Consider the following 24,160-nt stretch of genomic DNA (forward strand, 5'->3'; position numbering starts at 1 on the left):
ATGGACAGGCATTGCCTGGGGATGGATCTTAACGCCCGGTGACCAGCACCGGCTTGATTGCCCGGCCGGCTTTCGCGGCGGCCCACGCCTGGTCGAAGTCGTCGAACGGGTAGCTGCTGACCAGCTTGTCGAGCGGCAGTTCACCGCGGCGGTGGTACTCGGCCAGTTGCGGGATGAACACCTGCGGGTCGCTGTCGCCCTCCACCACGCCGCGCACCGTCAGGCCCTTTGCCATGATCAGCATCACCGGTAGCTCGGCGGTCGGCGCACCGAGACCGACCAGGGCCAGCGTGCCGCGCGAGGCCAGCACACCCACCGCCGAGCCGATGACATCGGGGCGTGCGGTGGTGTCCACCGCGCCGGCGACTCCCCCGGTCACGCTCAGGATCTCGGCCGCGGCGTCACCCGCGGTCGGGTCGATGGTGTGGGTGGCGCCCAGCTCGGTGGCCAGCGCGCGCCGCTCGGCGATCGGGTCGACCGCGATGATGGTGGCGGCCCCGCCGATCCGCGCGCCCATGACCGCGGAGAGCCCGACGGCCCCGGCGCCGAAGACCGCGATGCTCGGGGCGGCCCCGATCACGTTGAGGACCGCACCGACGCCGGTCTGTACGCTGCAGCCCAGCGGCGCGGCCAGTGCCGGATCGAAGCCGTCGGGCAGCGGTACCGCGTTGCGGCTGCCGGCGATGGCGTGGGTGGCGAAGCTGGACTGCCCGAAGAAGCCTCCGGTGATGGGCGCCCCGTCCAGGCGCAGGGCGCTGGTCTCGTCGCGGCGGCTGCCGCGCATGTTGAGGTTGGTGGACTGGTCGCAGTAGGCGGGCCGGTCCTGCGCGCAGTTGCCGCAGGTACCGCAGCTGGCGAAGGTCAGCACGACCTGCTCGCCGACCCGGCGGGCGGCCTGCGGGCCGACGGCGACGACGGTGCCTGCGCCCTCGTGGCCGAACACCATGGGCGTCTTGCCGAAGATCGACGCCATGGTGATGTCGGTGTGGCAGATCCCGACGGCGTCGATGCGCACCAGCACCTCGTCACCCACCGGGTCCCGCAATTCGACATCACTGAGCTGCGGGTCCTGTCCGGGTTCGAGGAGCACCGCGGCACGTGCCTTGATCACTTGACGCATGTTAAATGGTGAGTCATGCGTGCCATACAGATACCCCGGTTGGACGGTCCCGACGCTGCAGAGCTGGTGGACATCGACGAACCCACCGCCGACGGGGTGGTGATCGACGTGCACGCGGCCGGGGTGGCGTTCCCGGATGCGCTGCAGACCCGCGGCCTCTACCAGTACAAGGCGCCGCTGCCCTATGTGCCGGGCGCCGAGATCGCCGGTGTGGTGCGCAGCGCCCCGGCCGGCGCCGCGGTGGCCGCCGGTGACCGGGTCGCCGGCCTGACCATGCTGACCGGCGGGATGGCCGAGGTGGTGACGCTGCCCGAGGACCGGGTCTTCGCACTGCCCGACAACGTGTCCTTCGAGGCCGGCGCCGGGGTGTTGTTCAACGATCTGACGGTGCACTTCGCGCTGCGCACCCGCGGCCGGATCGCCGAGGGYGAGACGGTGCTGGTGCACGGCGCGGCAGGCGGTATCGGCACCTCGACGCTGCGGCTGGCCCCGGCGTTCGGCGCGGTGCGCACCATCGCGGTGGTGAGCACCGAGGAGAAGGGCGAGATCGCCCGGGCGGCAGGGGCATCCGATGTGGTGCTGGCCGACGGTTTCAAGGACGCGGTCAAGGAGCTCACCGGCGGCCGAGGCGTGGACATCGTGCTGGACCCGGTCGGTGGCGACCGCTTCACCGATTCGCTGCGCTCACTGGCTCCGGGCGGACGGCTGCTGGTGGTCGGTTTCACCGGCGGCGAGATCCCGACGGTCAAGGTGAACCGGTTGCTGCTCAACAATGTCGACGCCATCGGTGTCGGGTGGGGCGCCTGGACCGGAACGCACCCGGGTTATCTGGCGCAGCAGTGGGCCGAACTGGCGCCGCTGCTGGCCTCCGGTGCGGTCAGCGCACCCGAGCCCATCGTGTACCCGCTGGAGCGTGCCGGCGAGGCCATCGCGTCGCTGGAGAACCGCAGCGCCAAGGGCAAGGTCGTCCTCAAAGTCCGCTGACACCCCGCGATTTCCGCACCATTGGTAACGGAGAGCGTTACTGAGTGTGCGCAAGTCACTCGGGGACCGGGAGGATGAGCCGCGAGCCCGGGCCGATCTCGTGGCTGGCACGCAGCAGCCGCGACGCCGACCACACCGGCTCGCCGGTGCCGGGGTTTCGGGCGAACCGCGGATGCGACCCGCCCGCGATGGACACCCGGATGCGGGCACCGGCGGCGAAGCGGTGCGCGATCGGGTCGAGGTCCAGCCGCAGCGTGTCCCTGTCCCCCGGCGTCCGGGTGACGTAGCCGTCGCTGACATTGCGGGAGTGGCCGTCGGCGTCGACCTCGCTGATCCGCACCCACACATCGGCCCAGCCGGTATCGGTGTTGTGCGCCAACTCGATTCGCGGGACGCCGATCACCTCCAGCGCTTCGTCGAGCACCGGGCCGGTGAAGGTGACGACGTCGCCGCGGGCGGCCAGCGCGGTGTCGTCCCGGTAGCCGCGCGGGGCGAACAACAATCGTCCGCCGATGGTCGGCGTCGGCTCCGCGGGATCGAACACGAACCGGGCCACGGGGTCACCGGCCGGTGCGGGTTCGGCGCCGAGTCTGGCCCGCGGCCGCAGGTGCAGCACCCGCTGCGCAGTCGGCGGTGGCCAGGCCGGCAGCTGCCGCCATCCCCCGCCGCCGGTGACGTGCACTCGCACCCCAACGGGGCGTTCGCCGTCCAGCCAGCGCAGTGAATCGCGCAGCACGTCGCCGCCTCCGTCGCCATGGCTCCACGGCCCGATCACCAGTGCGGGCTGCACGCCGCGGTCGGCCAGTTGCCGGTACTGATCGAGGGTCTGGGTCAGGAAGACGTCCTGCCAACCGGTCACCAGCAGCACCGGGGTGCTGACCCGCTGCAACGCATGCCCGAGCCGGCTCGGCCGCCAGTACGGGTCGGACAGATCCGGAGTGCGCAGCCAGGACTCGTGCCACGGGGCGCGGCCCTTCAGCATCTTCGCGCCGGCGTCGCTCAGCGGCACCGTGCTCAGCGGCCCTTTCAGCCGCCACGGCACCGTCACCATCCGCAGCACGGTGCGCGCCGTGCCGCCGTCCTCCTGTCTGGCCACCTGGAAACTCCAGGTCAGGAAATCTGCGAGAGCGAATGCGCCGGTGCTCCAACCGGATTCGGCGAAGTCGTGCGGGGCCATACCGATCACCGAGGTGCTGAGCTCCGCAGGCGGATCGGCCAGCAGCGCCCACTGGGTGAAGCCCAGATAGGACGATCCGACGGTGGCGAACTCGCCGTCGAACCAGGGCTGTCGGCGCATCCAGGTCACCGTGTCGGCGGCGTCTTCGGCTTCGGCGACGCCGGGCTCGAAGTGACCTTCCGAGCCGAAAGTTCCCCGCACGCTTTGCATCACGACGCGGTAGCCGCGCCCGGCGTAGATGCCGGCGGTCACCGTCGCCGGCAGGTTGGTGCGCCCGTACGGGGTGCGGATCAGCACCGTGCCGCGCGGTTCGGCCACCGGGGTGTACAGGTCGGCCAGTAGCCGCACACCGTCGCGCATCGGTGCCGCCAGATCATGGGTCACCCGGTAGTCGGTGGCCGGCCCGGGCAGGCCCAGCCGGCGGCGGGTCACGCGGGTGACCAGCCGGACGATCGGGCCGGGCCGGGTCTCAACAGTGGTCGCCATCGCGCTCCATTGTTGCGGATGGGCCACGAAAGCCGGAATGGGCGCTGATGAGGCTGCCGATGACCTACCTTCGTGTCATGCACAGAAGTCTGTTCGGCGGCCTGGCCGTCCTTACCGTGGCGTCGGCTGCGCTACTGGGTGCGGCGCCCGCCGGAGCCGACCCGAAGACCGAACGTGCCTATCTCAACGCGTTGACCAATGCCGGCATCATCCCCGAGTTCTACACCGCACCCGCGGCGCTGACGAGCGCGCAGAACCTGTGCCGCACCATGGACACCGGCGTCAGCCAGCTCTCGGTGGTCGACACTGTGATGGCATCCGACGCAGTGCCCGAGGATGTCGCGTCCTTCGTGGTGGGCACCGCGACGGTGGCGTTCTGCCCCTGGCACTCGATGAACAACTAACCGCCGGCCGCGACCTCGAGGCCCCGTTTCACTTCCAGCCTGCGCAGCTTGCCCGACGACGTCCTGGGCAGCGTGCCCGGTTTGACGAACACCACGTCGGCGGGAACCACACCGCAGCCCGAGGCGACCTGTTGCATGAGCGCGGCGCGGGCACCCGGCTCGTCGGGGCCGCGGAACTCCGCGGTGACGACGAGGCCGGGGCGGATGGAACCCTCACCGACGCCGACGGCCACCACCGCGCCCTCGCGCACCCCGGGCACCAGTGCGGCGATCCGTTCGACCTCGGCCGGGAAGATGTTGCGGCCGGCCACCGTGATGATCTCCTTGGCGCGTCCGCACACCACCAGACCGCCGTCGACGAAGTAGCCCAGATCGCCTGTGCGGAACCATTCTTCGGCGGTACGGGACGCCTCGCCGAGGTAGCCGGAGAACATGGAGGTGCCGCGGATGGCGATTTCGCCGAGCTCACGGTCGGCGACCTCGGTGGCGGCGTTCTCGTAGGGTTCGATGCGGACTTCCATCCCGGGGATGGCCGCACCCAGGATGGCATGCCGGCGCGGCGCGGTGCCGCCCTCGGTCGTGAACACCGTCTCATCGATGAGCATACCGACACCGGGCACCGGAACCGTTACCGCACAGGTGGATTCGGCCAGACCATAGGACGGTGACAGCGCGCCCGCGGAGAAGCCGAAGCGTGCCATCTCGGTGGCGAAGCGCTCGGTCAGTTCGCAGTCGACGGGTTCGCCGCCGTTGAGCGCGAAGCGCAGGGCAGACAGATCGACATCGGTGACCCGCCGCGAGTACTTGCCGATCATCCCGTAGGCCATGTTGGGCGCCGCGGTGACCGACGCTCCGCTCTCGGACAGCCAATTCAGCCAGCGGAACGGTGAGGCCTGGAACGCCGAGGTGGGCGCCTGCCAGACGTCGGTGCCGGCCAGCGCCCCGGAGAGCAGGAAGCTCAGGCCCATATCGTGATAGAGCGGTAGCCAGGAGCATCCGACATCGCCGGGACGGACCCCGATCCGGTCGTTGAGGCCGCCGAGATTGGCCAGCACCGCGGCGGGCGGCAGTTGCACGGTCTTGGGCGTGCCGGTGGACCCCGCGGTGCCCTGCATGATCGCGACCGGAGCGTCCAGGCACGGCAGCCGCAAGGTTGTGGACCGCCGTGGATGGGCGACCGTCGCGAGGTCGAAGATGTCCGGTGATTCGCCTGCGCTGGAGAGCTTTTCGAGATAGACACCCTGGCTGCCGACCCGCCCGGCCGAGATGCCCCGGAACCGGGCCTGGGTGGCCTGCGCCCACTGGGTGGTGTCGGCACCGCGGATCGGTCCCGGCAGGATGGACACCGCCGAGCCTGCCAGGAAGGCACCGATGACCGAGGAGATCAGTTCGGCGGTCGGTTCGCCGACCAGACCCAGACGGCGAATGTCCTCGGTGAGCAGATATTCGGCGACGTTCTCCGCACGCGCGTAGATCTCCGGCCACGGGTGGCGGATCCACTGGCCGTCGGCGAGCAGCACCAGATCGCCGGCGCCGGCGGTCAACGACTCGGCCAGCGCGGACGCCAGAGGGTTCACCATGACTGGAAACTATATGACGTTTGCTCGTTGTGGTTTCGTCCGCTGACGACGGCGACAATTTGACAACGGTTCGGTGGTTGTGCGCAAATCCATGACCTGCCGCGCATCGGGCCGGATTATTGGCCGGTCGCTGAGGAGTTCCTCAGCTACCGGTGCGAGGCCCGATCGTCGATGCGGACCGCCCGGCGCCAGCGGCTACTGCCAAGCTGTAGCGGTGGGTTCCGATGCCGAGCGCGACCGCGACGACACCGGACGGCCGCGCAACACCCGGCCCCGCGATGCGCTGGGTCGGCCACTGCCCTATGGCAGCACCGGCGTGCCACGCATCCCCGACGACCTCCGGCTGTCCCCGGCGCAGACCTTGCGCTACGCCCAGGATCTGCTCGACCGCGGGCAGGCGTTCGGCGCGCACGAGGTGCTGGAGTCGGCGTGGAAGGACGGCCCCGATGAGGAACGCGCGCTGTGGCAGGGCCTGGCGCAGCTGGCGGTAGGTATCACCCACGTGCAACGCGGTAACCGCTCGGGTGCGGCCTCGTTGCTGCGCCGGGCATCGGGGCGGCTGCGCCTGATCGACCTGCCCGCCCGGTACGGCATCGACGTCGCCGGGTTGATCGGCCGCGCCGACGCACTGGCCGCTGATCTCGACGCCGGCCGCGATATCGCCCCCGACCTGCTGCGGATCCGGCTACTCGGCGCTGACTAGGCTGGATATCCGGCACGATAGAGGAGCGGCTCATGGTCACCCTGGACCGCCTGGTGAACGTCCTGGGCAGTTACGGCGTGCGCTTGTGCAACTCGGCGATACCGCGCTCGGCGGTGCTGCGCAGTGTGGTGCTGCACGAGGCGACCGCCGGGAGCGGCCCGGTCATCGGCGATGTACTACTGGCCGTCGGCGCGCAATCGGTGCCCGAGGCGCTGCAGTGGGCGCGTTCCAGCCAGTCGGTGGCCGTCCTCAGCCGCGGTGACGACACCGGCGTCGGCGAGGAATCCGGGATCGCGGTGCTGGTGGTGGACCCGGCGGTGCCGTGGAGCGAGCTGGCCGCCATCGTCTACGGGCTGGTGCTGGAGGGCCGCGAGACCGCCGCCGGCCGCGGCCCCACCGATCTGTTCGCGCTGGCCGACAGCGTGGCCGACTCGATCGGCTGCGCGGTCACCATCGAGGACGCCCATTCGGGGCTGCTCGCGTACTCGCGGCTGCAGGCGCACGCCGATACGGCCCGGGCCGACACCATCCTGAACCGCCAGGCACCCCCGGCCGTGCACGAGTTACTCAGCGCCCGTGGCATTTTCGCACACCTGTCGATCTCCGACGAACCGATGTTCGTCGAGGCCGATCCCGCCAACGGCCTGACCGGGCGGACGGTGGTGGCGGTGCGGGCCGGCCGCGAGCTGCTCGGTTCGGTCTGGGTGACGTGCCGGGAACCGCTGGACGACACCCGGCGCCGGGCACTGTCCGACGGTGCACGCACCGTGGCCATGCACGTCCTGCGCTCCCGCGCGAGCGCCGACCTGGAACGTCAGGTCGAGTCCGATCTGGTGGCGCGGCTGCTGGAGGGCTCCGCCGATTCCGCCACGGCGGCCAGCAGGCTCGGGCTGCGCCAGACCGCGCTGCGGGTGATCGCCGTGCACGCCGACATCRCGGGTGAACCGCATGCCGCGCTACTGCTCGCGTTCGAGCACGCCACCTCCGGATTCGGCTGGTCCCGTCCGGGCCGCAGCAGCCTTGGCCGCAACACCCTCTACACCGTGCTGCCGAGCGAGGATGTCGATCCGGCCCGGCGCTGGGTGAGCGCGATGCGCGCCGCGCTGCCGGCTCACACCACGATCCGGGCCGGTATCAGCGCGCCGGCCGAGGCCACCGAACTGGCGGCGGCCCGGCAAGAGGCCGACGAGTGCCTGGCGCTGCACGAGGACCCGTCGACCCCGGATGCCGTACCCGCCTACGACGAATCGTGGCACGACATCCTGCTGCAGCGGCTGCGCACCGCGGCCAGGTCCACCCGGGTGCCGGCGCGCGGACCGGTGGCCGACCTACGGCGTCACGACGCCGCGCAGTCCACCCAGTACGTGGCGACGTTGCGGGCCTGGTTGACCGCGCAGGGCGACCTCGCGCAGGCCGGCGAGGCGCTCGGTGTCCACGAGAACACCGTGCGCTACCGGCTGCGCAAGATGGCGGAGGTGACCACGCTGGACCTCGACGACCCGCACAAACGGCTGGCGATGACGATCGAGCTCGCAGCGCACTGAGGCATGTCGGGAACCGACAAACACCACGGGTCCGGTTGTCCCGTCCGGGCAAGCCCCCCGGGGTGCGCCCGGGCCACCATCGAGGGGACGGCCCGATCGACGGCCGATGAGGAGAACCCATGCGCCCGAATCACCAGGTGTGGATCAGCAGGCAGGCCCGCGACCGGATGGAAGCCGAGCTCGCCGACCTACTGGCGGTGAGCGCCGATGACGACACCACCGATTGGGATGTGCACCAGGCCCGCAAGGCACGGATCTGGCAGATCCAGGATCTGCTGATGAACGCCGCCATCGACGAGATGMCGGCCGATGACGGAATCGCGGAACCCGGAATGATTCTCACCGTGCGCTTCGACGGCACCGGTGAGACGGAGACCTTCCTGCTGGGCACGCCGATCGCCGAGCTCGGGGACCTGGAGGTGTGTTCGGCGCAGTCGCCGCTGGGCGATGCGCTCTCCGGTGCCCGTCCCGGGGAACAGCGCAGCTATCGGGTGCCCAGCGGCGCACAGGTGTCGGTGACCTTGCTCGACGCGGCGCCGTACGGGGTGCGCACACCGGACCCGGCCGCCGGCTGATCTACTGCGGGTTGCAGATGCCCTGCAGTTTGGCGTTCTCGTCGTCGGCATCCTTCACACGTTCCTGGTGTGCCGGGTCGTCGCTCGGGATGTTGGCGACCGCGGCGGCCCCGACGTCCATCAACGCGTTGCCGAAGGCCCGTGCGGCCTCGGCGAGTTGCGGCTCGGTGGCGGGGTCGACCCGGTTCAGCATGTACTGACCCCCGCCGTAGAGCGCGAGCCGTGCGTTGGTGGCGATGGCGATGGCGCCGATGGCGTCACCGTCGGCGGCCTGTAGGCCGCTGCTGTTGGCCACCCCGGTGCTGACCACCAGGAATGCGTCGCACACCTTGGCCTTCGCCTCGTCGCGCTGGGCGTCGGTGAAGGTCGGCTCCGGTGCCTCGGTCGGCTGTGCGGTGGGCGCGTCGATGGGGGTCAGCGGATTGCGCCACATGTAGGCCGACGCACCGAGGGTGGCGATGGCCAGCAGCATGGCGATGACGGCGATGACCACCGGGCTGCGTCCGGCCGGCTGCTCCGCGTCGTCGCTGGTCGTGTCTGCGGGTGCGGCCTGCTTGCTGCCGTTCACCTCGTTGGCTTCGTCTTCCGAAGCGGTGTCCTCGCGGACGGCGTCGTCCTCGGGCGTGGTTTCGTCAGGCACGCCGGCAATCGTAGCAACGCGGTGCCGGCGGGCAGGTCGCCCGCATCGGGTGTTTGCCCAGTTCTACGGGGTTGTCCGCAGCGCGCCGTCCAGGATTTCCATCAGCTGAGCGGTGCGGCTGCGGCCGGCCGGGGCGGGCGGATAGCGCCGCAGAATCTCGCGCAGCTCGGGTGTGGCGCGGGCGGCGGCCCGCGCTATCGCGCCCTGCGCGGCGGCCGGGTCGGAGCCGGCGGTGATCTCGGCGATTCGTGCGGCGTTGGCATCGGCGCGCAGGATGTGGCCCACCTGATGTGCTTTGGCGATCGGATGCAGGTAGGCGGCGGACGCCGCGTCCCCGGCGGCCTGAGCAGCCAGCCGCGCGACCTCACCGGCCGCGGACGCCGCTGCACGGTGCGAGTCCATCGAGGTGGTGCGCTGCAGTGCGGTGCGTGGCGCACCGCCGGCGAAGAGCCACGCCGCCGCGACGGCGTCGCGTGGCCGGGGATCATCGGGATGGATGTCGGTATAGAACGGAAGCAGCGCTTCAGCTGCCGTCGCCACATACCGGGCGACGACCCGCAGGTCGTCGGCCGACAGGTCGAGGGCGACCGGTGTCATGGGTGGTCGGGGTACAGGCCGTACGTGCCCGGCGCCAGTTCCATCCGTTCCAGGAACACCTGCATGGTGCCCAGCATCTGCCAGTGCAGGCGTTGAAGCCGGTATGCGAGTTCGGGGCCGGGCTCGAAGACGGCCGAACCAGAGACCGGTGGCAGCGCGCCGAGGATCCGCGCCATGTCCACCTCGATGAAGGTGTAGTCACCGTAGGGCCGTTTCGGATCGGCGGCGGCCGCCGGGTAGCGGCCGGCGTCGAGCCGGTCTCCGCATTCATATTCCGAGGGCCAGCGGATCTCGATGGCGCGCAACAGCTGCAGATGATCCTCGGTGACGATCACCTGCCCGTCACCATCGAGGCCCGCATCGTCACCGGACAGTTCGCCGTAGCCGCGCAAGGCGCTACGCACCTCCGCGGGTTGCAGGTTCGTCAGCGGGTAGCGGCCGGGCGCCAGGGTGCCGTGCCGCAGTGCGCGGGCCAGCACGAAGTACATCTCGACGTGGCGGCGGCCGAGTTCGTCGGCGTCCTCGGTCCCGAAGACCTCGGCCAGTTGGGCGAGCAGGTCGGCGCGGCCGTACGGCCGGTCCGGATCCAGCATCGGCGCCCCGCGTTCGGCACCGTCCCAGCCGAGCCGCGCCGTGCGCAGCAGCCGGAGATGGGCGGCGGTGATCTCCAGGGATCCGTCGCCGAACCAGTCCCCGCCGTCCAATCCGAGTTCGTCGCCCGGGTCACTCCACATCTCGTACACCGAGTCCGGCACGTTGACGCGGTTCGTCCTGAACATGGCGTCGGTGGCGGCCTGCAGCGCCGCCTCGTGCTCGCCGCCGTTACCGCGGGAGCGTCGGTAGGCGCCGGCGAACCTGACCATGAACTTGGCGCGCTCGAACACCACTTCTCCTTCCACCGGCTCCCTGCGATGTCGAGCTTAGGCAGCACCGGAACCGCCGATACCTGTCACTTGACAGAAACATTCGCAGCACGCTGTTAACAGCATCCGAATCATCGGTTACATCACGGCAACCACCACCGCCCGCCCGGCGCGAAAACTGTCATCTGACAGAAAGCCCGCCTTCCCGGCGGGCTCCCGACTTCTCGAGGGTGGTCAGTGAGCAGCACCGACACGGCGTCCGAAACCGCCACCACGGCAGGGGCCCGCGCGCATGCCCGCGCCCAGCACGGACGCACCGCAGAGTTCATGCGCCACATTCCGGCGTCGTCGTCCCCGACGGCACCTGCGGCGGTGCCCGCCGAATCCCTGGTGTGGTCCGAAACCGTGGCACCGGGCGGCTATTCGAGCGCCACACTGGCCCGCGGCACCAGGATCCGGCTCACCGACACCGTCGGTGACGCCTGCGCACACCTGCTGCTGCACCGCGCCGACGCACCCCATGAGCGACTCAATGTCGCCGACACCGTGAAGGTGCCGTGGCAGGCCTACCTCGGCAACGGCCATCCGCTGCTCAGCGGATTCGGCCGGGCGTTGGCCACCATCGTCTCCGACACCTCCGGATCCCACGACGCACTGACCGGAACCTCCACGCGTGCAGGCAATCTGGAGCGTTACGGTGCGGCCGCACCGGAGTCCCCCTCCCCCGCCGGCCGTGAACTGTTCACCCTCGCCGCGCTGAAACACGGCCTGGACCGCCGCGATCTGCCACCCTCGGTGTCGTTCTTCCAGGGGGTCCGCGTGCAGGCCGACGGCACCTTCGACTGGCTCGGTTCAGCGGGTGCCAACACCTCGGTGGAGCTGTTGCTGCATGTCGATGCCATTGTGCTGGTGGCCAATACGGCTCATCCGTTGGATCCCCGGGCAGAGTTCACCTGTTCGCCGCTGCTGATCCACGCCTGGCCCGCACCCGCCCACCTGGGCCGGCTCACCGACGGCGACCTGGTGGGGCCGCTGGGACCCGAACACCGCCAAGCCATCGCCAACACCGATGCCGACCTCACCGCAAGGGGACAGCTGTGACCACCACTGCCATCGTGCCCGCCCTGATCGAAGGGACGGTCGTGCTCGACGAGTACGTCGCAGCGCGCGCCGCCTGGTCGGCGGTCGTGGCCGCCGGCGACGTCCTCACCATCGTCGACCTCGCCGGCAACCAGGCCGTCGACTGCCTGCTCTACGCCGCCGCGGACACCGGCGTGCGGTATTCGGCACAGGAGACGATCCGTCGCCAGGGCCGGATCACGCTGACCACCGGATCGGTGCTGCGCGCGGACACCGGAGACGCGTTGATGACCGTCGTCGCCGACGAAGTGGGCGTGCACGACACCCTGGGCGGCGCCTGCTCCAAGGAATCCAACACGTTGCGGTACGGCCAGCACACCCGCGCCCAGCACGGCTGCCTGGAGAACTTCCTGCTGGAGGGGTCCCGGCACGGGCTGGGCGCACGGGATCTCGCCAGCAACATCAACTGGTTCATGAACGTGCCGGTGGACCCCGACGGTGCGCTCGGCATCGTCGACGGGTTGTCCGGACCTGGTAAGCGGGTCGCCCTGCGCGCCGATATCGACACCCTGGTCCTGGTGTCGAACTGCCCGCAGATCAACAACCCCTGCAATGCATTCGACCCGACACCGGTCCGGATGATCGTCACCCGACCTGCCGGGGCGGGCGCAGCAACCGGACATGGGGAGGCAGTGTGAGCACGCACAACGTTCTGATCGCCAACCGCGGCGAGATCGCGGTGCGGCTCATCCGCGCCGCCCAGGGCCTCGGCATGCGCACCGTCGCGGTGTTCTCCGACGCCGACCGCGGCGCCCCGCATGTCGCGCTGGCCGATGACGCGGTACGGGTCGGACCTGCCGCGCCCCGAGACAGCTACCTGTGTACCGAGGCCATCCTCGCCGCCGCGGCATCCTCCGGTGCCACCATCCTGCATCCCGGATACGGATTCCTTTCCGAGGACGCCGATTTCGCCGCCGCCGTGGAGGCCGCCGGCGTCGCGTTCGCCGGGCCCACCCCGCATCAGCTGCGTGAGTTCGGGACCAAACACACCGCGCGGGCCGCAGCCCGGGCTGCCGGTGTGCCGATCTTCGCGGGTTCCGATCTGCTCGACGATCCGGACGCCGCGGTGGCCGCCGCCGAGGTGATCGGCTATCCGGTGATGCTCAAGGCCACCGGCGGTGGCGGCGGTATCGGCATGCAGGTGTGCCGCACCGCCGACGATCTGCGCTCGGCGTATCAGCGGGTGGTGTCCCAGGCCGAGCGCAGCTTCGGCTCGGCCGGTGTGTTCGTCGAGCGGTACGTGGAGAACGCCCGCCATGTCGAGGTGCAGATCTTCGGCGACGGCGCCGGACGGGTGCTGTCCCTGGGCGATCGGGACTGCTCGCTGCAGCGCCGGCACCAGAAGGTGATCGAGGAGGCACCCGCGCCGGCGCTTCCCGATGCGATCCGTGAGCAACTGCACGCCACCTCGCGCGCGCTGGCCGCGTCGGTGAGCTACCGGTCGGCGGGCACCGTCGAATTCGTCTACGACGCGGCACGCCAAGAGGCCTCGTTCCTCGAGGTCAACGCCCGCCTGCAGGTCGAACATCCCGTCACCGAGGCCGTCACCGGAGTGGACCTGGCCGCCTGGATGATGCGGCTGGCGGTCGGCGACGCGCGCATGCTCGACGAATACCCCTCCGGCACAGTGCCGGTGACCGGCCATTCGGTGGAGGCGCGTATCTACGCCGAGGACCCGACCCGCGACTACCGACCCAGCGTCGGCACCATCACCGCGGTCCGCTTTCCCGACCCCGAAGCCTTTCCCGATGTCCGGGTGGACGGCTGGGTGCAGGACGGTACCGAGGTCACCGCGTCCTACGATCCGCTGCTGGCCAAGGTCATCACCCGGGCCGAGGACCGCGACACCGCACTGACCCGGCTGGGCCAGGCGCTGGCCGGCACCGAGCTGCACGGCATCGAGGTCAACATCGGAATGCTCTGCGCGGCCATCGATCACGACGATGTGCGCGCGGCCCGGCACAGCACCGCCACCCTCGCCGGGGTCACCGACCCGCGGCCCCGCATCACCGTCGACCGGCCCGGCCTGCTGACCACCGTGCAGGATGTGCCCGGACGGATCGGGCTGTGGCAGGTCGGCGTGCCCCCCAGCGGCCCGATGGACGACCTGTCGTTCCGGCTCGGCAACCGCGCCCTGGGCAACCCGGAGAACGCCGCCGGACTGGAGTGCACCGCATCAGGTCCTGCGCTGCGGTTCACCCACCCGACCACGGTCTGCGTCACGGGCGCCGAATGCCTGGTGACCGTCGACGGTGTGCCGGTCCCGATGTGGGAACCCGTGCAGATCCCCGCGGACGGTGTGCTCGATGTGGGCGCGGCCGAGACGATGGGCCTGCGCACCTATGTGCTGCTGGCCGGAGGTCTCGACGTGCCGGCCTACCTGGGCAGCGCCTCCACCTTCACCCTGGGCCGGTTCGGCGGGCACGGCGGTCGCGAGCTGCATGCCGGAGATGTGTTGCGCACCCACCCGGCAACGGTCGAGTCCGATGGTCCCGTACCGCATGACGAGCGCCCCGCCTTCAGCACCGAATGGGAACTGGCCGTCACCGAAGGCCCGCACGGCGCACCGGAGTTCTTCACCCGCGGCGATATCGACACCCTGTTCGAGGCCGCCTACCGCGTGCACTTCAACTCCGCACGCACCGGTGTCCGGCTGGAAGGACCCAAACCGCAGTGGGCCCGCCCCGACGGCGGCGAGGCCGGCCTGCACCCGTCCAACATCCACGACAACGCCTACTCCGTCGGCGCCCTGGATTTCACCGGCGACACCCCGATCCTGCTCGGCCCCGACGGTCCCAGCCTCGGCGGATTCGTCTGCCCGGTCACCGTGGTGTCGGCGCAGCGCTGGAAACTGGGGCAGCTACGCCCCGGTGACACGGTGCGATTCGTGCCGGTGCGCGCGGCCCAGGCACCGTCACCGGCCGCACTCGGAGTCCACCGGGTGGCCGGGCTACCCCGTGGCGGAGACGGCGATGACGGGGTGCTGGCCCGCCGGGCCGGTGTCGGCGGCGCTCCGGCGGTCACCTACCGGCGCAGCGGCGATGACAACGTGCTCATCGAATACGGCGACATCGTCTTGGATCTCGCATTGCGGGCCCGGGTGCATGCCCTGCACACGCGGCTGGTGGGCAGCGCCACCGGGATTCTCGACCTGACCCCGGGCATCCGATCGCTGCAGGTGCACGTCGACCCGGACGTGCTGCCGATCCCCCGGCTGCTCGGCCTGCTGTCCGAGATCGAGGACGACCTGCCGGCCTCCTCGGAGCTGGTGGTCCCCAGCCGTCAGGTCCGGCTTCCGCTGAGCTGGGATGACCCGGCCACCCGCGAGGCGATCGCCCGGTACACCTCCGGGGTCCGCGATGACGCGCCGTGGTGTCCGTCCAACATCGAATTCATCCGGCGCATCAACGGTTTGGCCGGTCAGGCCGATGTCTACGACACGATGTTCGCCGCGGAGTACCTGACCCTGGGTCTCGGCGACGTCTACCTGGGTGCGCCGGTGGCCACTCCGCTGGATCCCCGGCACCGACTGGTCACCACCAAGTACAACCCGGCCCGCACCTGGACCGCCGAGAACTCGGTCGGCATCGGCGGCGCCTACCTGTGCATCTACGGTATGGAGGGCCCGGGCGGATATCAGTTCGTCGGCCGCACCACCCAGGTGTGGAGCCGGTACCGGCACACCGCACCGTTCGAGCCCGGCAGCCCCTGGCTGCTGCGATTCTTCGACCGGATCTCCTGGTATCCGGTGTCGGCCGAGGAACTGCTGGAGCTGCGCGCCGACATGGCCGCCGGCCGGGGTTCGGTCGACATCACCGACGGAACCTTCTCGTTGGCCGAGCACGACCGGTTCCTGGCCGACAACGCTGACGATATCGCCGCGTTCCGCGCCCAGCAGGCCACCGCCTTCGGCGCCGAACGGGCCGCCTGGGAGCGAGCCGGTGAATTCGACCGGGCCGAGCGCGCCGCCACCAATGCCATTGTGCCGCAGGAGGACCTGGTGCTCGGTGACGGGGATCAACGCGTCGACGCACCATTCTCGTCGAGCGTGTGGAAGGTCGATGTGGCCATCGGTGAACAGGTCGTCACCGGTCAACCGCTGCTGGCACTGGAGGCGATGAAGATGGAGACCGTCCTGCGCGCACCGTCCGACGGTGTGGTCACCCAGATCCTGGTCTCGGCGGGGCACCTGGTCGATCCCGGCACACCGCTGGTCGTCGTCGGCACCGGCGGTCGAGCATGAGTGCCGTGGCGCGGGTCCGCGCCGCCTACGCGGCCATCGAGGCCGCCGCCCGCCCGGAGATCTGGATCACCCTGCGGCCGTTGGCCGATGCGCTGGCCGATGCCGAACAGATCGACGCCCGGGATCAGCCGTCGCCGCTGGCAGGTCTGGTCGCCGCGGTGAAGAACAACATCGACATCGCCGGTATCGCGACCACCGCCGCGTGCCCCGGCTATGCCGAGGGTCCCGCCGCCACCGACGCCACGGTGGTCGCCCGGCTGCGTGCGGCCGGAGCGGTCATCATCGGTGCGACCAACCTGGACCAGTTCGCCACCGGCCTGGTCGGCACCCGCAGCCCGCACGGCGCGGTGCGGGATGCCCGCCGCCCCGAATACATCTCGGGTGGCTCCAGTTCCGGCTCCGCGGTGGCCGTCGCCCTGGGCCTGGTGGACATCGCGCTGGGCACCGACACCGCCGGATCCGGGCGGGTCCCGGCCGCCCTGCAGGGCATTGTCGGGATCAAACCCACCCTCGGCGTGGTCCCCACCGACGGAGTGGTGCCCGCCTGCCGCTCGTATGACTGCGTCACGGTGTTCGCCCGCGATATCGACACCGCCGACACCGCCATGGGCGTGATCGCCGGCGGCGCCCGGCCCTTCCCGCACGACGCCCCGCTGGCCGCACCGCCCGCGACCCGGGTCGCGGTGCCCCGCGCACTCCCCGGACTCACCCCGGAGTGGGCGCAGAGGTTCCGTGCCGCCGCAGATCGCCTGTTCGCCAGCGATATCGAGATCGTCGAGATCGACCTGGACCCCTTCCTGGAGGCGGCCCGACTGCTGTATGACGGGGGTCTGGTCGCCGAACGGCACGAGGCCGTCGGCGCGTTCGTGGACGCCCACCGAGGCGCCGAGGACCTGGATCCGACCGTGGCCGGCATCATCGGCGCGGCCGGTGCGGTACCGGCCACCCGCCTGCTGGCCGACCGGGTGCGCCTGGCCGAGCTCACAGCGGCCGCGATGGCCGAGCTCGGCGACTGCCATGCCCTGCTCATCCCCACCACCACCGGGCATCCCACCATCGCCGAGGTGAACGCCGACCCCATCGGGGCCAACTCCCGGATGGGCACCTACACCAACTTCTGCAATCTGATGGACCTGTGCGCGGTTGCCGTGCCGTCCGGAACCGACACGCAGGGCACCCAATTCGGGGTCAGCGTCCTCGCCCGCGCCGGTGCCGATGCCCTGGCACTGGACCTGGCGCGGCGGGTCGCATCGAGCACCGACGACGTCGCACTGCCCGGCGCTGCGTCGGCCCCCACGCCCACCACACCGTGGCCGGCGCGGGCCGGGCTGGACACCACCGCCTTGCTGGTGGTGGGTGCGCACCTGCGCGGTCAGCCGCTGGCCTGGCAGCTCGACGACCGCGGGGCACGCTGGTGCGGGCCGGTGCGCACGGCACCGCAGTACCGGCTGGCCCGGCTGAACACCGACCCGCCGAAGCCCGGGCTGGCGCGCGTCGCCCCCGGTGACGGCGCCGCCATCCACGGCGAGCTCTGGCTCATCGGCACCGCGATGCTCGGCGATTTCCTGGCCGCACTACCCGCACCGATGTCGCTGGGTCGGGCGACGCTCGCCGACGGCTCCGAGGTCGTCGGTTTCGGGTGCACCGCCGAGGCGTGGGATGCCGGGCAGGACATCACCCATCACGGTGACTGGCCCGGGTATCTGCGCCGCGTCGGCCGCGGTGCCGACGTCACCCGCGGCGATCTCGGTCACCGCGTCTGGCGCCGCCTGGCCATGGCGGTGCCCGGCACTGTCGTCGACACCACCACCGAGGTGCAGTGGTTGCAGGCCGGCGAGCTCTACATCGACCTACGGACCCCGGCCCGCATGCCTGCCATCACCGGCCGCGCGCTGGATGAACTGACCCGCGAGGACCTGCTCGCGCTGTGCGAACAGCAGGCCTTCGCCGGGCGCCTGCAGGACGACGGCGCCGCGTGGACGTGGTGGCGGGAGGTGGATCTGCACCCGGCCGATCCGCTGCCCGACCGCGGCCGGCTACACCTGACCGACGGGATCCTCGTCGAAACCGGAATCGGCCGCGACTATTTCGAGGACTGGACGTCAGGGCCACCGCAGGCCAGTGCTCTGGAATTGGCGCTGCACGATGACACCGGCCGACCGGGGATGCTGCTGCGGGTGGGTGAGCACTTCGGCTATGTCCGGGGGCGGGCCGCCGGACTCGCACCGGCGCCCGGTGTGACGCTGCGGGACGCCGTGGCCCACGGCGATCTGGAGTCGGCGCGCGCCCTGATGGACCTGGACATCTCGCTCGGCGCCGTCGAGGACGGCCGCTGGGTCATCACCCGATCGACGTTGCCCTTCCGTATCGGTGACGATCTGGCACCCGAGCTCGGGTCCGGCGAGATCACCGTCGCAGAACGTGACACCGCAGGCACACCCGTCCGGCGCCGATGGACCGTCGCCCTGGACCGCTCCGAACCCTTACTGGCCCTTTAGGACTGATATGACCACCGATTTCACCGATATCCCGGTACTGGACGTCTCGGGGCTGCTCGACGAGTCCGGCCCCGGCTACCGCGCCGCGGTCCACGCGCTCGGCGATGCCGCCCGCCATGTCGGTTTCGCTCAGATCATCGGGCACGGCGTGGATTCCGCGCTGTTCGAGGCACTGCTGGAACGCACCAAGGCGTTCTTCGCGCTGTCCGACGCCGAGAAGCAACGCGTGCACATCGCCAACTCCTCCAATCACCGCGGCTACGTACCGCCCGGGGAGGAGATCTTCTCCGCAGGCACCGCCGACGCCAAGGAGGCCTTCGACCTGTCCATCGATCTGCCCGCCGACGACCCCCGCTACCTGGCAGGGCACCCCCTGCTCGGGCCCAACCAGTGGCCCGGACTGCACGGTTTCAAAGAAGCCGTGACGGCCTGGTATGACGCGGTATTCGCGCTGTCGCGGATCCTGCTGCGGGCCTTCGCGGTGGCGCTCGACGAGCCGGCGGACCGGTTCGACCGGTATGTCACCGCACCGCCGTCACAGCTGCGGCTCATCCACTACCCGTATGACCCGGCCGCGGCCGACCGTCCCGGGATCGGCGCACACACCGACTACGAATGCTTCACCCTGCTGCGGCCCACCGCGCCCGGACTGGAGGTGCTCAACGCCGCAGGCGCCTGGGTCGACGTGCCGCTCATCGACGGAGCGTTTGTGCTCAATATCGGTGACCTGCTGGAGATCTGGACCAACGGCGAGTTCGTGGCGACCAGCCACCGGGTCCGCAAGGTCGCCGAGGAGCGCTACTCCTTCCCGCTGTTCGTCAACGTCGACGCCGACACCGTGGTCGCCCCACTGGACGCCTTCATCGGCGGGAACGCGACCTCGGTCCGGCCCACCGTGATCGCCGGCGATCACCTGTTCGCCCAGACCGCCCAGAGCTTCCGTTACCTGCAGGACCGGGTCCGCCGAGGGGAGGTGACGATGCCCGAGGGTGCCCAACCGTTGGACAGTTTCGGGCGAGATGCGTTGCTGCATCGCTAGTTCTGTCCCGCAGTACCCGCTCGACCGGCAACGGCGCCGTGTGCCTTTCACTTCCTGAAATCCGCCTCCCCCTTTGGAGTTCGCCATGATCATCACCGGCGTTGCCATATTCCTGCTCATCCTCACCGTCAGCGGCGTGGTCTCCGCGCGACGGGTACGCGGCGACTGCTCGAACTATCTGGTCGCGGGCCGCGCGCTGCCCGCCGCCCTGGTCGCCGCGGTCCTCATCGCCCAACCGGTCGACTCGAACGCCACCATCGGCAATGCCGACCTGTCGGCGGCTTTCGGCTTCTGGGCCGGGGCCGCACTGCCGATCGGCCTGGCTCTGTGCCTGCTGCTGATGGGACTGTTCTTTGCCAAACGCATGCGCACCACCGATGTGGTGACGCTGCCCGAGTACTTCCGTAACCGGTTCGGCCGCGCCACCGAAGTCGCCTCGTCCTACCTGACCATCGCCAGCTTCATCATCTTGCTGGCCGGCAACCTGGTGGCCATCGGCTTCCTGCTCGAACGCTTCGTCGGCGTCTCCTACGCCTACGGAATCGTGCTGACCATCCCGCTGGCGCTGCTCTACACCATCACCGGCGGCATGTTCGCCAGCGTCTACACCGGCGTCACCTGCGTCGTCGTAAACATCATCGGCGTTGTCGCCCTGGTGATCTGGACGGGCACCACACACGGCTTCAGCGCGCCCGAGGGTATGGGTGTCGGCGATCTGGAGCAGCTCACCTCCAGCTCATCAGGTGCGGTCATCAACTGGGCCACCATCATCGCCCTCGGTCTGGGCAACCTGGTGGCCATCGACCTGATGCAGCGAGTGTTCTCCGCCCGCACCCCCGGCGGGGCCCAGAAGGCGTGCTTCGCCGCGGCCGCGGGCATCCTCATGCTCTGCATCCCGCTGTCGTTCGTCGCGCTGGCCGCGGTGAGCATCGTCGGCGACGCCGCGGCGGAYGGGCCGATCCTCTACACCCTGCTCGCGCAGTACGCGCCGGTGTGGCTGGCCATCATCGTCATCTCCGGACTGCTGGCGGCCACCCTCACCACCGTCAGTGGCATCCTGCTCGCGACGGCGGCGGTGCTGGTGCGCAACGTGTTACGCATCGACGCCGATGCGCCGGTGATGACACCGCGGGTGTTGCGCGCCACCCGGTGGGCGACGCTGCCGATGGCCGTCCTGGCGGGCGTGGTCGCGCTGCGGGTGCCGCAGACCGGCATCCTGCTGACACTGTCCTTCGACCTGCTGCTGGCCAGCCTGGTGGTGCCGTTCGTCCTGGGGCTGTACTGGTCGCGTGGCGGCGCCGCGGCAGCGGGCGCGGCCATCGTGGTCGGTATCGGGGTGCGACTGACGTTCTTCGTACTCACCCCCACCATCTACGGCGTGGACAACACCCTGTTCTACGTGCCCAACGACTGGGTGACGACGGCAGCCGACGGCTGGAGCACCTTGCTGGCCGGTGCCGCGTCGCTCATCGCCTACGTGCTGGTCGCCGCACTCACCTCGCGGCCGGTCGCGCCTGTCGAGGCGGCCGAACCGGAGGTGCAGCCCGCCCCGGCCATCCTCACGTCGGCGCAGCCCTGAGCAACGTCCCGCACGTGTCGGTCCTGCCCACCTGGCAGGATCGACACGTGCGCACCCCCGCGAGCGGCCGACCCCGACTGGAGGGACGTAAGCGGCCGGGCAAGACCGCCCGCGATGAAGTGCTGGACGCGGCCGCCGAACTGTTCACCACCCTCGGCGTGGCGGCGACCTCGACCCGGCAGATCGCCGAGGCCGTCGGGATCCGCCAGGCCTCGCTGTATCACCACTTCCGCACCAAGAACGACATCCTGGCGTCCCTGCTCAGTGGGACTGTGGTGTCCTCGCTGCGGGCCGCGCACCAGTTGCGGGACCGGCCCGAACCCGCGGTGGTGCTGCTGCACGCACTGAGCCATCTGGATTGCCGGCTGCTGTGGGACAGCCCGTGGAATCTGGGCATCCTGTACCTGCTGCCCGAGGTCCGCGATCCGCAGTTCGACGAATTCCACCGGCAGCGCACCGAATTGCGCAACGCCTATCACGACCTCTCGCGCCGTGTGCTGGCCGAMCTGGATCCGCCGGCGCCGGACGCCCTCGATGTCGGGGTGGATGGCGATGTGGTCTTCCGATTGGTCGAGACGCTGCCGAACCTGCGGGTCGACGGGCTCGGCGTGCCGAATCAGCCGCAGCGCACGGCCGATCTCGCCGTGCACCTGCTGGGCTGGCGGGGCGACTGGGAGGCGCTGCGGGCGGCGTCACGGGTGGTGGCCGACGAGGTGGGAGCTTCGCAATAATGCGTTGAGCTCCATGATGCGGGCACGTTGAATGGCGGCATGCCCGATTCCTGGCCTTCGCTGGCCGATGAACGTGACCTCGCGACCGCCTTGTTCGGTGCCGACGGCCGGCAGCGGCTCCAGACGTGGCTGGACGGTGAGTTGGCCCGTACCACCGATGCCGCATTCGCCCGATCGTTTTCCGAGCACATCGACCTGCCGGGCGTGGTCAGTGACGACTACCTGCACCGGGTGATCCGCACAGCACACGGAAACCTGTTGGGCGGCATCCGCTTCTACGGTCGCGATATCGGCCGTCCCTTCATCGAGATCGTGGCGCACAGCTTCGATGACCCGGACCGGTTGCGCGACTGTGTCGCTCGGGAGTGGGCGACGTTCGCGCCGTCGGCGCTACGCCTGACGTGCCGTCCCGGCCGGCTCGCGGGTCCGAACGTGCAGCTCGACAAGACCATTCACGTCGCGCGGTGCCGCGATATGCGTGCGCCCGCACCGCAGGTGGTGCTGGCGCCCTTCGCCCGCGCCGAGGACGCGATATCCATGGTGACCGCTCGATATCGAGAGCTGTCGCCCGAGTTGGCCCGCAATATCACCGCGGCCGCCGAGGAGGATCTGCGCGACTGGCATGCGAACGGGGAGGTGCACGCTGTGCAGTCGGGCGAGTCCGTGGTCGGTCTGCTGGCGGTGGCACCGGGTCGCATCGGCTGGATCGAGGGCGAGGAGATCAACGAGGAGGTGGTGGCGGTCGAGCACAGCGGGCATGGTTACGCCGCGCACGCCCAGGCGTACTGGGCCGCGCACCTCACACCGGACGGGGACCGGTTCCTGATCGGCACCATCGACCGGCTCAACGCGGTGTCCCGCCGGACCGCGCAGGGGGCGGGGCGAGCCAGGGTGCTCGACATGGTGTTCGTGACGCTGGGCGGTCGTTGACTCTGCACTGAAGGCGCAGAAGTGCGAGTAGGGCGCACCCTGACCGCAGAGTCGACGCGGGTACCATGAACCGCATTTGCGGAGCTTTTTACCGATAGGGTACGCATATGCCGGAGATTCGCGTCAAAGAGGCCGCGGCCCTGCTCGGGGTCAGCGACGACACCGTGCGCCGCTGGATCGACAGCGGGGTGCTGGCAGCGCACAAGGACGACACCGGCCGCAAGGTCATCGCCGGCGATGTACTGGCGGCGTTCGTCCGCGAACAGGCCACGCCGCCGACCGACCCCACCGGCGCCAGCAGTTCGGCCCGCAACCGGCTCGTCGGCCTGGTCACCAAGGTGACCTCGGATCGGGTGATGAGCGAGGTCGAGATGCAGTGCGGCCCGTTCACCGTGGTCTCGTTGATGAGCACTGCCTCGGCACAGCAGCTGGGCCTGGAGCCCGGGGCGCTGGCCGTGGCCGTCGTCAAAGCCACCAATGTCGTCGTCGAAACCCCCGGAGGAATTTCGTGAAATCGCTGGCCCTCGCTGCGCTCGGCGTGACGGCACTGCTTGCCGGATGCTCACCCCAGGCCTCGAATTCACCGGCAGCCTCCGAACTCACCGTGTTCGCGGCGGCGTCTCTGAAGAAGACGTTCACCGAACTGGGCTCGCGGTTCGAGACCGACYACCCCGGAACCACAGTCACCTTCAACTTCGCCGGTTCCTCCGACCTCGTCGCTCAACTCGCCCAGGGCGCCCCGGCCGACGTGTTCGCCTCGGCCGACACCAACAACATGACCAAGGCCTCCGACGCCGGGGTGGTCGCCGGCTCCCCGGTGGACTTCGCCACCAACACGTTGACCATCGTCACTGCACCCGGAAACCCCAAAGACATAACCGCTTTCGCGGATTTGACGGAGCCCGGCACCCAGGTGGTGGTGTGCGCACCCCAGGTGCCGTGCGGGTCGGCCACCGAGAAGGTCGAGAAGGCCGCCGGCGTCGAGCTGTCCCCGGTGAGTGAGGAGTCCGCCGTCACCGACGTGCTGGGCAAGATCACCTCCGGGCAGGCCGATGCCGGGCTGGTGTATGTCACCGATGCCGCAGGCGCCGGTGACAAGGTGACCGCCGTCGCGTTCCCCGAGGCCGCCGACGCGGTGAACACCTACCCCATCGCCATCCTCAAGGACGCAGCCAATCCGCAAGCGGCACAAGCGTTCGTCGACCTCGTGACCAGCCCCGCCGGCCAGGACGTACTCACGGCGGCGGGTTTCGCCGCGCCGTGACCGCCGCACGGCGCGACGGCGGGCTGATCCAGGTCGGCCTGCCGGCCTGGGTCTACCTGCCCG

At 70.2% G+C, this 24,160-nt stretch carries 21 protein-coding genes; 15 read left to right on the forward strand and 6 right to left on the reverse strand.

Annotated elements, in window-relative coordinates; translation table 11 throughout:
- Window positions 1-28: 28 nt before the first annotated feature.
- A complete protein-coding gene (locus AC1DTF_RS06415) occupies window positions 29-1,108 on the reverse strand; it encodes an NAD(P)-dependent alcohol dehydrogenase (RefSeq protein WP_477473498.1) in 1,080 nt (359 codons plus the stop codon).
- Between the two features lie 27 nt (window positions 1,109-1,135).
- Here AC1DTF_RS06415 and AC1DTF_RS06420 point away from each other — a divergent pair, with 27 nt between their 5' ends.
- Entirely contained in the window at window positions 1,136-2,104 is a 969-nt protein-coding gene (locus tag AC1DTF_RS06420; protein WP_477473469.1) for an NADPH:quinone oxidoreductase family protein, read from the forward strand.
- A 55-nt stretch (window positions 2,105-2,159) separates the two neighbouring features.
- Here the strand turns inward: AC1DTF_RS06420 and AC1DTF_RS06425 are convergent, their stop codons facing one another.
- A complete protein-coding gene (locus tag AC1DTF_RS06425; RefSeq protein ID WP_477473470.1) occupies window positions 2,160-3,767 on the reverse strand; it encodes a CocE/NonD family hydrolase in 1,608 nt (535 codons plus the stop codon).
- 77 nt (window positions 3,768-3,844) lie between these two features.
- Between AC1DTF_RS06425 and AC1DTF_RS06430 the strand changes: the two genes are divergently transcribed.
- Complete coding sequence (locus tag AC1DTF_RS06430; RefSeq protein WP_477473471.1) at window positions 3,845-4,171, forward strand: DUF732 domain-containing protein; 327 nt, start codon at window positions 3,845-3,847, stop codon at window positions 4,169-4,171.
- On the opposite strand, the gene mbtM is transcribed toward AC1DTF_RS06430, so the two are convergent.
- A complete protein-coding gene (mbtM, locus tag AC1DTF_RS06435) occupies window positions 4,168-5,748 on the reverse strand; it encodes a long-chain-fatty acid--ACP ligase MbtM (protein ID WP_477473499.1) in 1,581 nt (526 codons plus the stop codon). The genes AC1DTF_RS06430 and mbtM overlap by 4 nt on opposite strands.
- Window positions 5,749-5,965: 217 nt before the next feature.
- On the opposite strand from mbtM, the gene AC1DTF_RS06440 reads away from it, so the two are divergent.
- The 3 genes from AC1DTF_RS06440 (at window position 5,966) to AC1DTF_RS06450 (ending at window position 8,573) form a co-directional block, all read left to right on the forward strand.
- Complete coding sequence (locus AC1DTF_RS06440; RefSeq protein WP_477473472.1) at window positions 5,966-6,454, forward strand: DUF309 domain-containing protein; 489 nt, start codon at window positions 5,966-5,968, stop codon at window positions 6,452-6,454.
- Between the two features lie 32 nt (window positions 6,455-6,486).
- Window positions 6,487-7,998: a PucR family transcriptional regulator gene (locus tag AC1DTF_RS06445; protein ID WP_477473473.1), complete on the forward strand. Its 1,512-nt coding sequence runs from the start codon at window positions 6,487-6,489 to the stop codon at window positions 7,996-7,998.
- A gap of 119 nt (window positions 7,999-8,117) precedes the next feature.
- Window positions 8,118-8,573, forward strand: a complete 456-nt coding sequence (locus AC1DTF_RS06450; RefSeq protein WP_477473474.1) for a GreA/GreB family elongation factor — start codon at window positions 8,118-8,120, stop codon at window positions 8,571-8,573.
- A gap of 1 nt (window position 8,574) precedes the next feature.
- Here the strand turns inward: AC1DTF_RS06450 and AC1DTF_RS06455 are convergent, their stop codons facing one another.
- From AC1DTF_RS06455 to AC1DTF_RS06465, 3 genes are all read right to left on the reverse strand, one after another.
- Window positions 8,575-9,213, reverse strand: coding sequence for a hypothetical protein (locus tag AC1DTF_RS06455; RefSeq protein ID WP_057167614.1), 639 nt, complete (start codon window positions 9,211-9,213; stop codon window positions 8,575-8,577).
- A gap of 63 nt (window positions 9,214-9,276) precedes the next feature.
- The gene (locus AC1DTF_RS06460) at window positions 9,277-9,810 is read right to left on the reverse strand and encodes a putative immunity protein (protein ID WP_477473475.1); all 534 of its coding nucleotides are present in this window, start codon (window positions 9,808-9,810) and stop codon (window positions 9,277-9,279) included.
- On the reverse strand, window positions 9,807-10,694 hold the full coding sequence (locus AC1DTF_RS06465; RefSeq protein ID WP_477473476.1) for a hypothetical protein: 888 nt from the start codon (window positions 10,692-10,694) through the stop codon (window positions 9,807-9,809). Before AC1DTF_RS06465 ends, AC1DTF_RS06460 begins: the two co-directional genes overlap by 4 nt.
- Window positions 10,695-10,910: 216 nt before the next feature.
- Here AC1DTF_RS06465 and AC1DTF_RS06470 point away from each other — a divergent pair, with 216 nt between their 5' ends.
- The 10 genes from AC1DTF_RS06470 (at window position 10,911) to modA (ending at window position 24,097) form a co-directional block, all read left to right on the forward strand.
- On the forward strand, window positions 10,911-11,774 hold the full coding sequence (locus AC1DTF_RS06470; RefSeq protein ID WP_477473477.1) for an urea amidolyase associated protein UAAP1: 864 nt from the start codon (window positions 10,911-10,913) through the stop codon (window positions 11,772-11,774).
- Window positions 11,771-12,451, forward strand: a complete 681-nt coding sequence (locus tag AC1DTF_RS06475; RefSeq protein WP_057167618.1) for an urea amidolyase associated protein UAAP2 — start codon at window positions 11,771-11,773, stop codon at window positions 12,449-12,451. The genes AC1DTF_RS06470 and AC1DTF_RS06475 overlap by 4 nt, the downstream gene beginning before the upstream one ends.
- Window positions 12,448-16,056, forward strand: a complete 3,609-nt coding sequence (uca, locus tag AC1DTF_RS06480) for an urea carboxylase (protein ID WP_477473478.1) — start codon at window positions 12,448-12,450, stop codon at window positions 16,054-16,056. The genes AC1DTF_RS06475 and uca overlap by 4 nt, the downstream gene beginning before the upstream one ends.
- Window positions 16,053-18,554, forward strand: coding sequence for an allophanate hydrolase (gene atzF, locus AC1DTF_RS06485; RefSeq protein WP_477473479.1), 2,502 nt, complete (start codon window positions 16,053-16,055; stop codon window positions 18,552-18,554). Before uca ends, atzF begins: the two co-directional genes overlap by 4 nt.
- A 7-nt stretch (window positions 18,555-18,561) precedes the next feature.
- The gene (locus AC1DTF_RS06490) at window positions 18,562-19,593 is read left to right on the forward strand and encodes an isopenicillin N synthase family dioxygenase (RefSeq protein ID WP_477473480.1); all 1,032 of its coding nucleotides are present in this window, start codon (window positions 18,562-18,564) and stop codon (window positions 19,591-19,593) included.
- A gap of 85 nt (window positions 19,594-19,678) precedes the next feature.
- Complete coding sequence (locus AC1DTF_RS06495) at window positions 19,679-21,172, forward strand: sodium:solute symporter family transporter (RefSeq protein ID WP_477473481.1); 1,494 nt, start codon at window positions 19,679-19,681, stop codon at window positions 21,170-21,172.
- A 14-nt stretch (window positions 21,173-21,186) separates the two neighbouring features.
- Window positions 21,187-21,903 carry a TetR/AcrR family transcriptional regulator gene (locus AC1DTF_RS06500; protein WP_477473482.1) on the forward strand — a complete coding sequence of 239 codons (717 nt, stop codon included), beginning with the start codon at window positions 21,187-21,189 and terminating at the stop codon, window positions 21,901-21,903.
- Between the two features lie 39 nt (window positions 21,904-21,942).
- The gene (locus AC1DTF_RS06505; RefSeq protein WP_477473483.1) at window positions 21,943-22,833 is read left to right on the forward strand and encodes a hypothetical protein; all 891 of its coding nucleotides are present in this window, start codon (window positions 21,943-21,945) and stop codon (window positions 22,831-22,833) included.
- Window positions 22,834-22,940: 107 nt separating this feature from the next.
- Entirely contained in the window at window positions 22,941-23,345 is a 405-nt protein-coding gene (locus AC1DTF_RS06510) for a TOBE domain-containing protein (RefSeq protein WP_477473484.1), read from the forward strand.
- On the forward strand, window positions 23,342-24,097 hold the full coding sequence (modA, locus tag AC1DTF_RS06515) for a molybdate ABC transporter substrate-binding protein (protein ID WP_477473485.1): 756 nt from the start codon (window positions 23,342-23,344) through the stop codon (window positions 24,095-24,097). The genes AC1DTF_RS06510 and modA overlap by 4 nt, the downstream gene beginning before the upstream one ends.
- Window positions 24,098-24,160 lie beyond the last annotated feature (63 nt).

The organism is Mycobacterium sp. P4_H6 (genome assembly GCF_056400845.1).

Coding starts and splice junctions, on each gene's coding strand:
- AC1DTF_RS06425 (WP_477473470.1), bottom strand. CDS start 3,767: ATGGCGACCACTGTTGAGACCCGGCCCGGCCCGATCGTCCGGCTGGTC.
- AC1DTF_RS06430 (WP_477473471.1), top strand. CDS start 3,845: ATGCACAGAAGTCTGTTCGGCGGCCTGGCCGTCCTTACCGTGGCGTCG.
- AC1DTF_RS06460 (WP_477473475.1), bottom strand. CDS start 9,810: ATGACACCGGTCGCCCTCGACCTGTCGGCCGACGACCTGCGGGTCGTC.
- atzF (WP_477473479.1), top strand. CDS start 16,053: ATGAGTGCCGTGGCGCGGGTCCGCGCCGCCTACGCGGCCATCGAGGCC.
- AC1DTF_RS06490 (WP_477473480.1), top strand. CDS start 18,562: ATGACCACCGATTTCACCGATATCCCGGTACTGGACGTCTCGGGGCTG.
- AC1DTF_RS06505 (WP_477473483.1), top strand. CDS start 21,943: ATGCCCGATTCCTGGCCTTCGCTGGCCGATGAACGTGACCTCGCGACC.
- AC1DTF_RS06510 (WP_477473484.1), top strand. CDS start 22,941: ATGCCGGAGATTCGCGTCAAAGAGGCCGCGGCCCTGCTCGGGGTCAGC.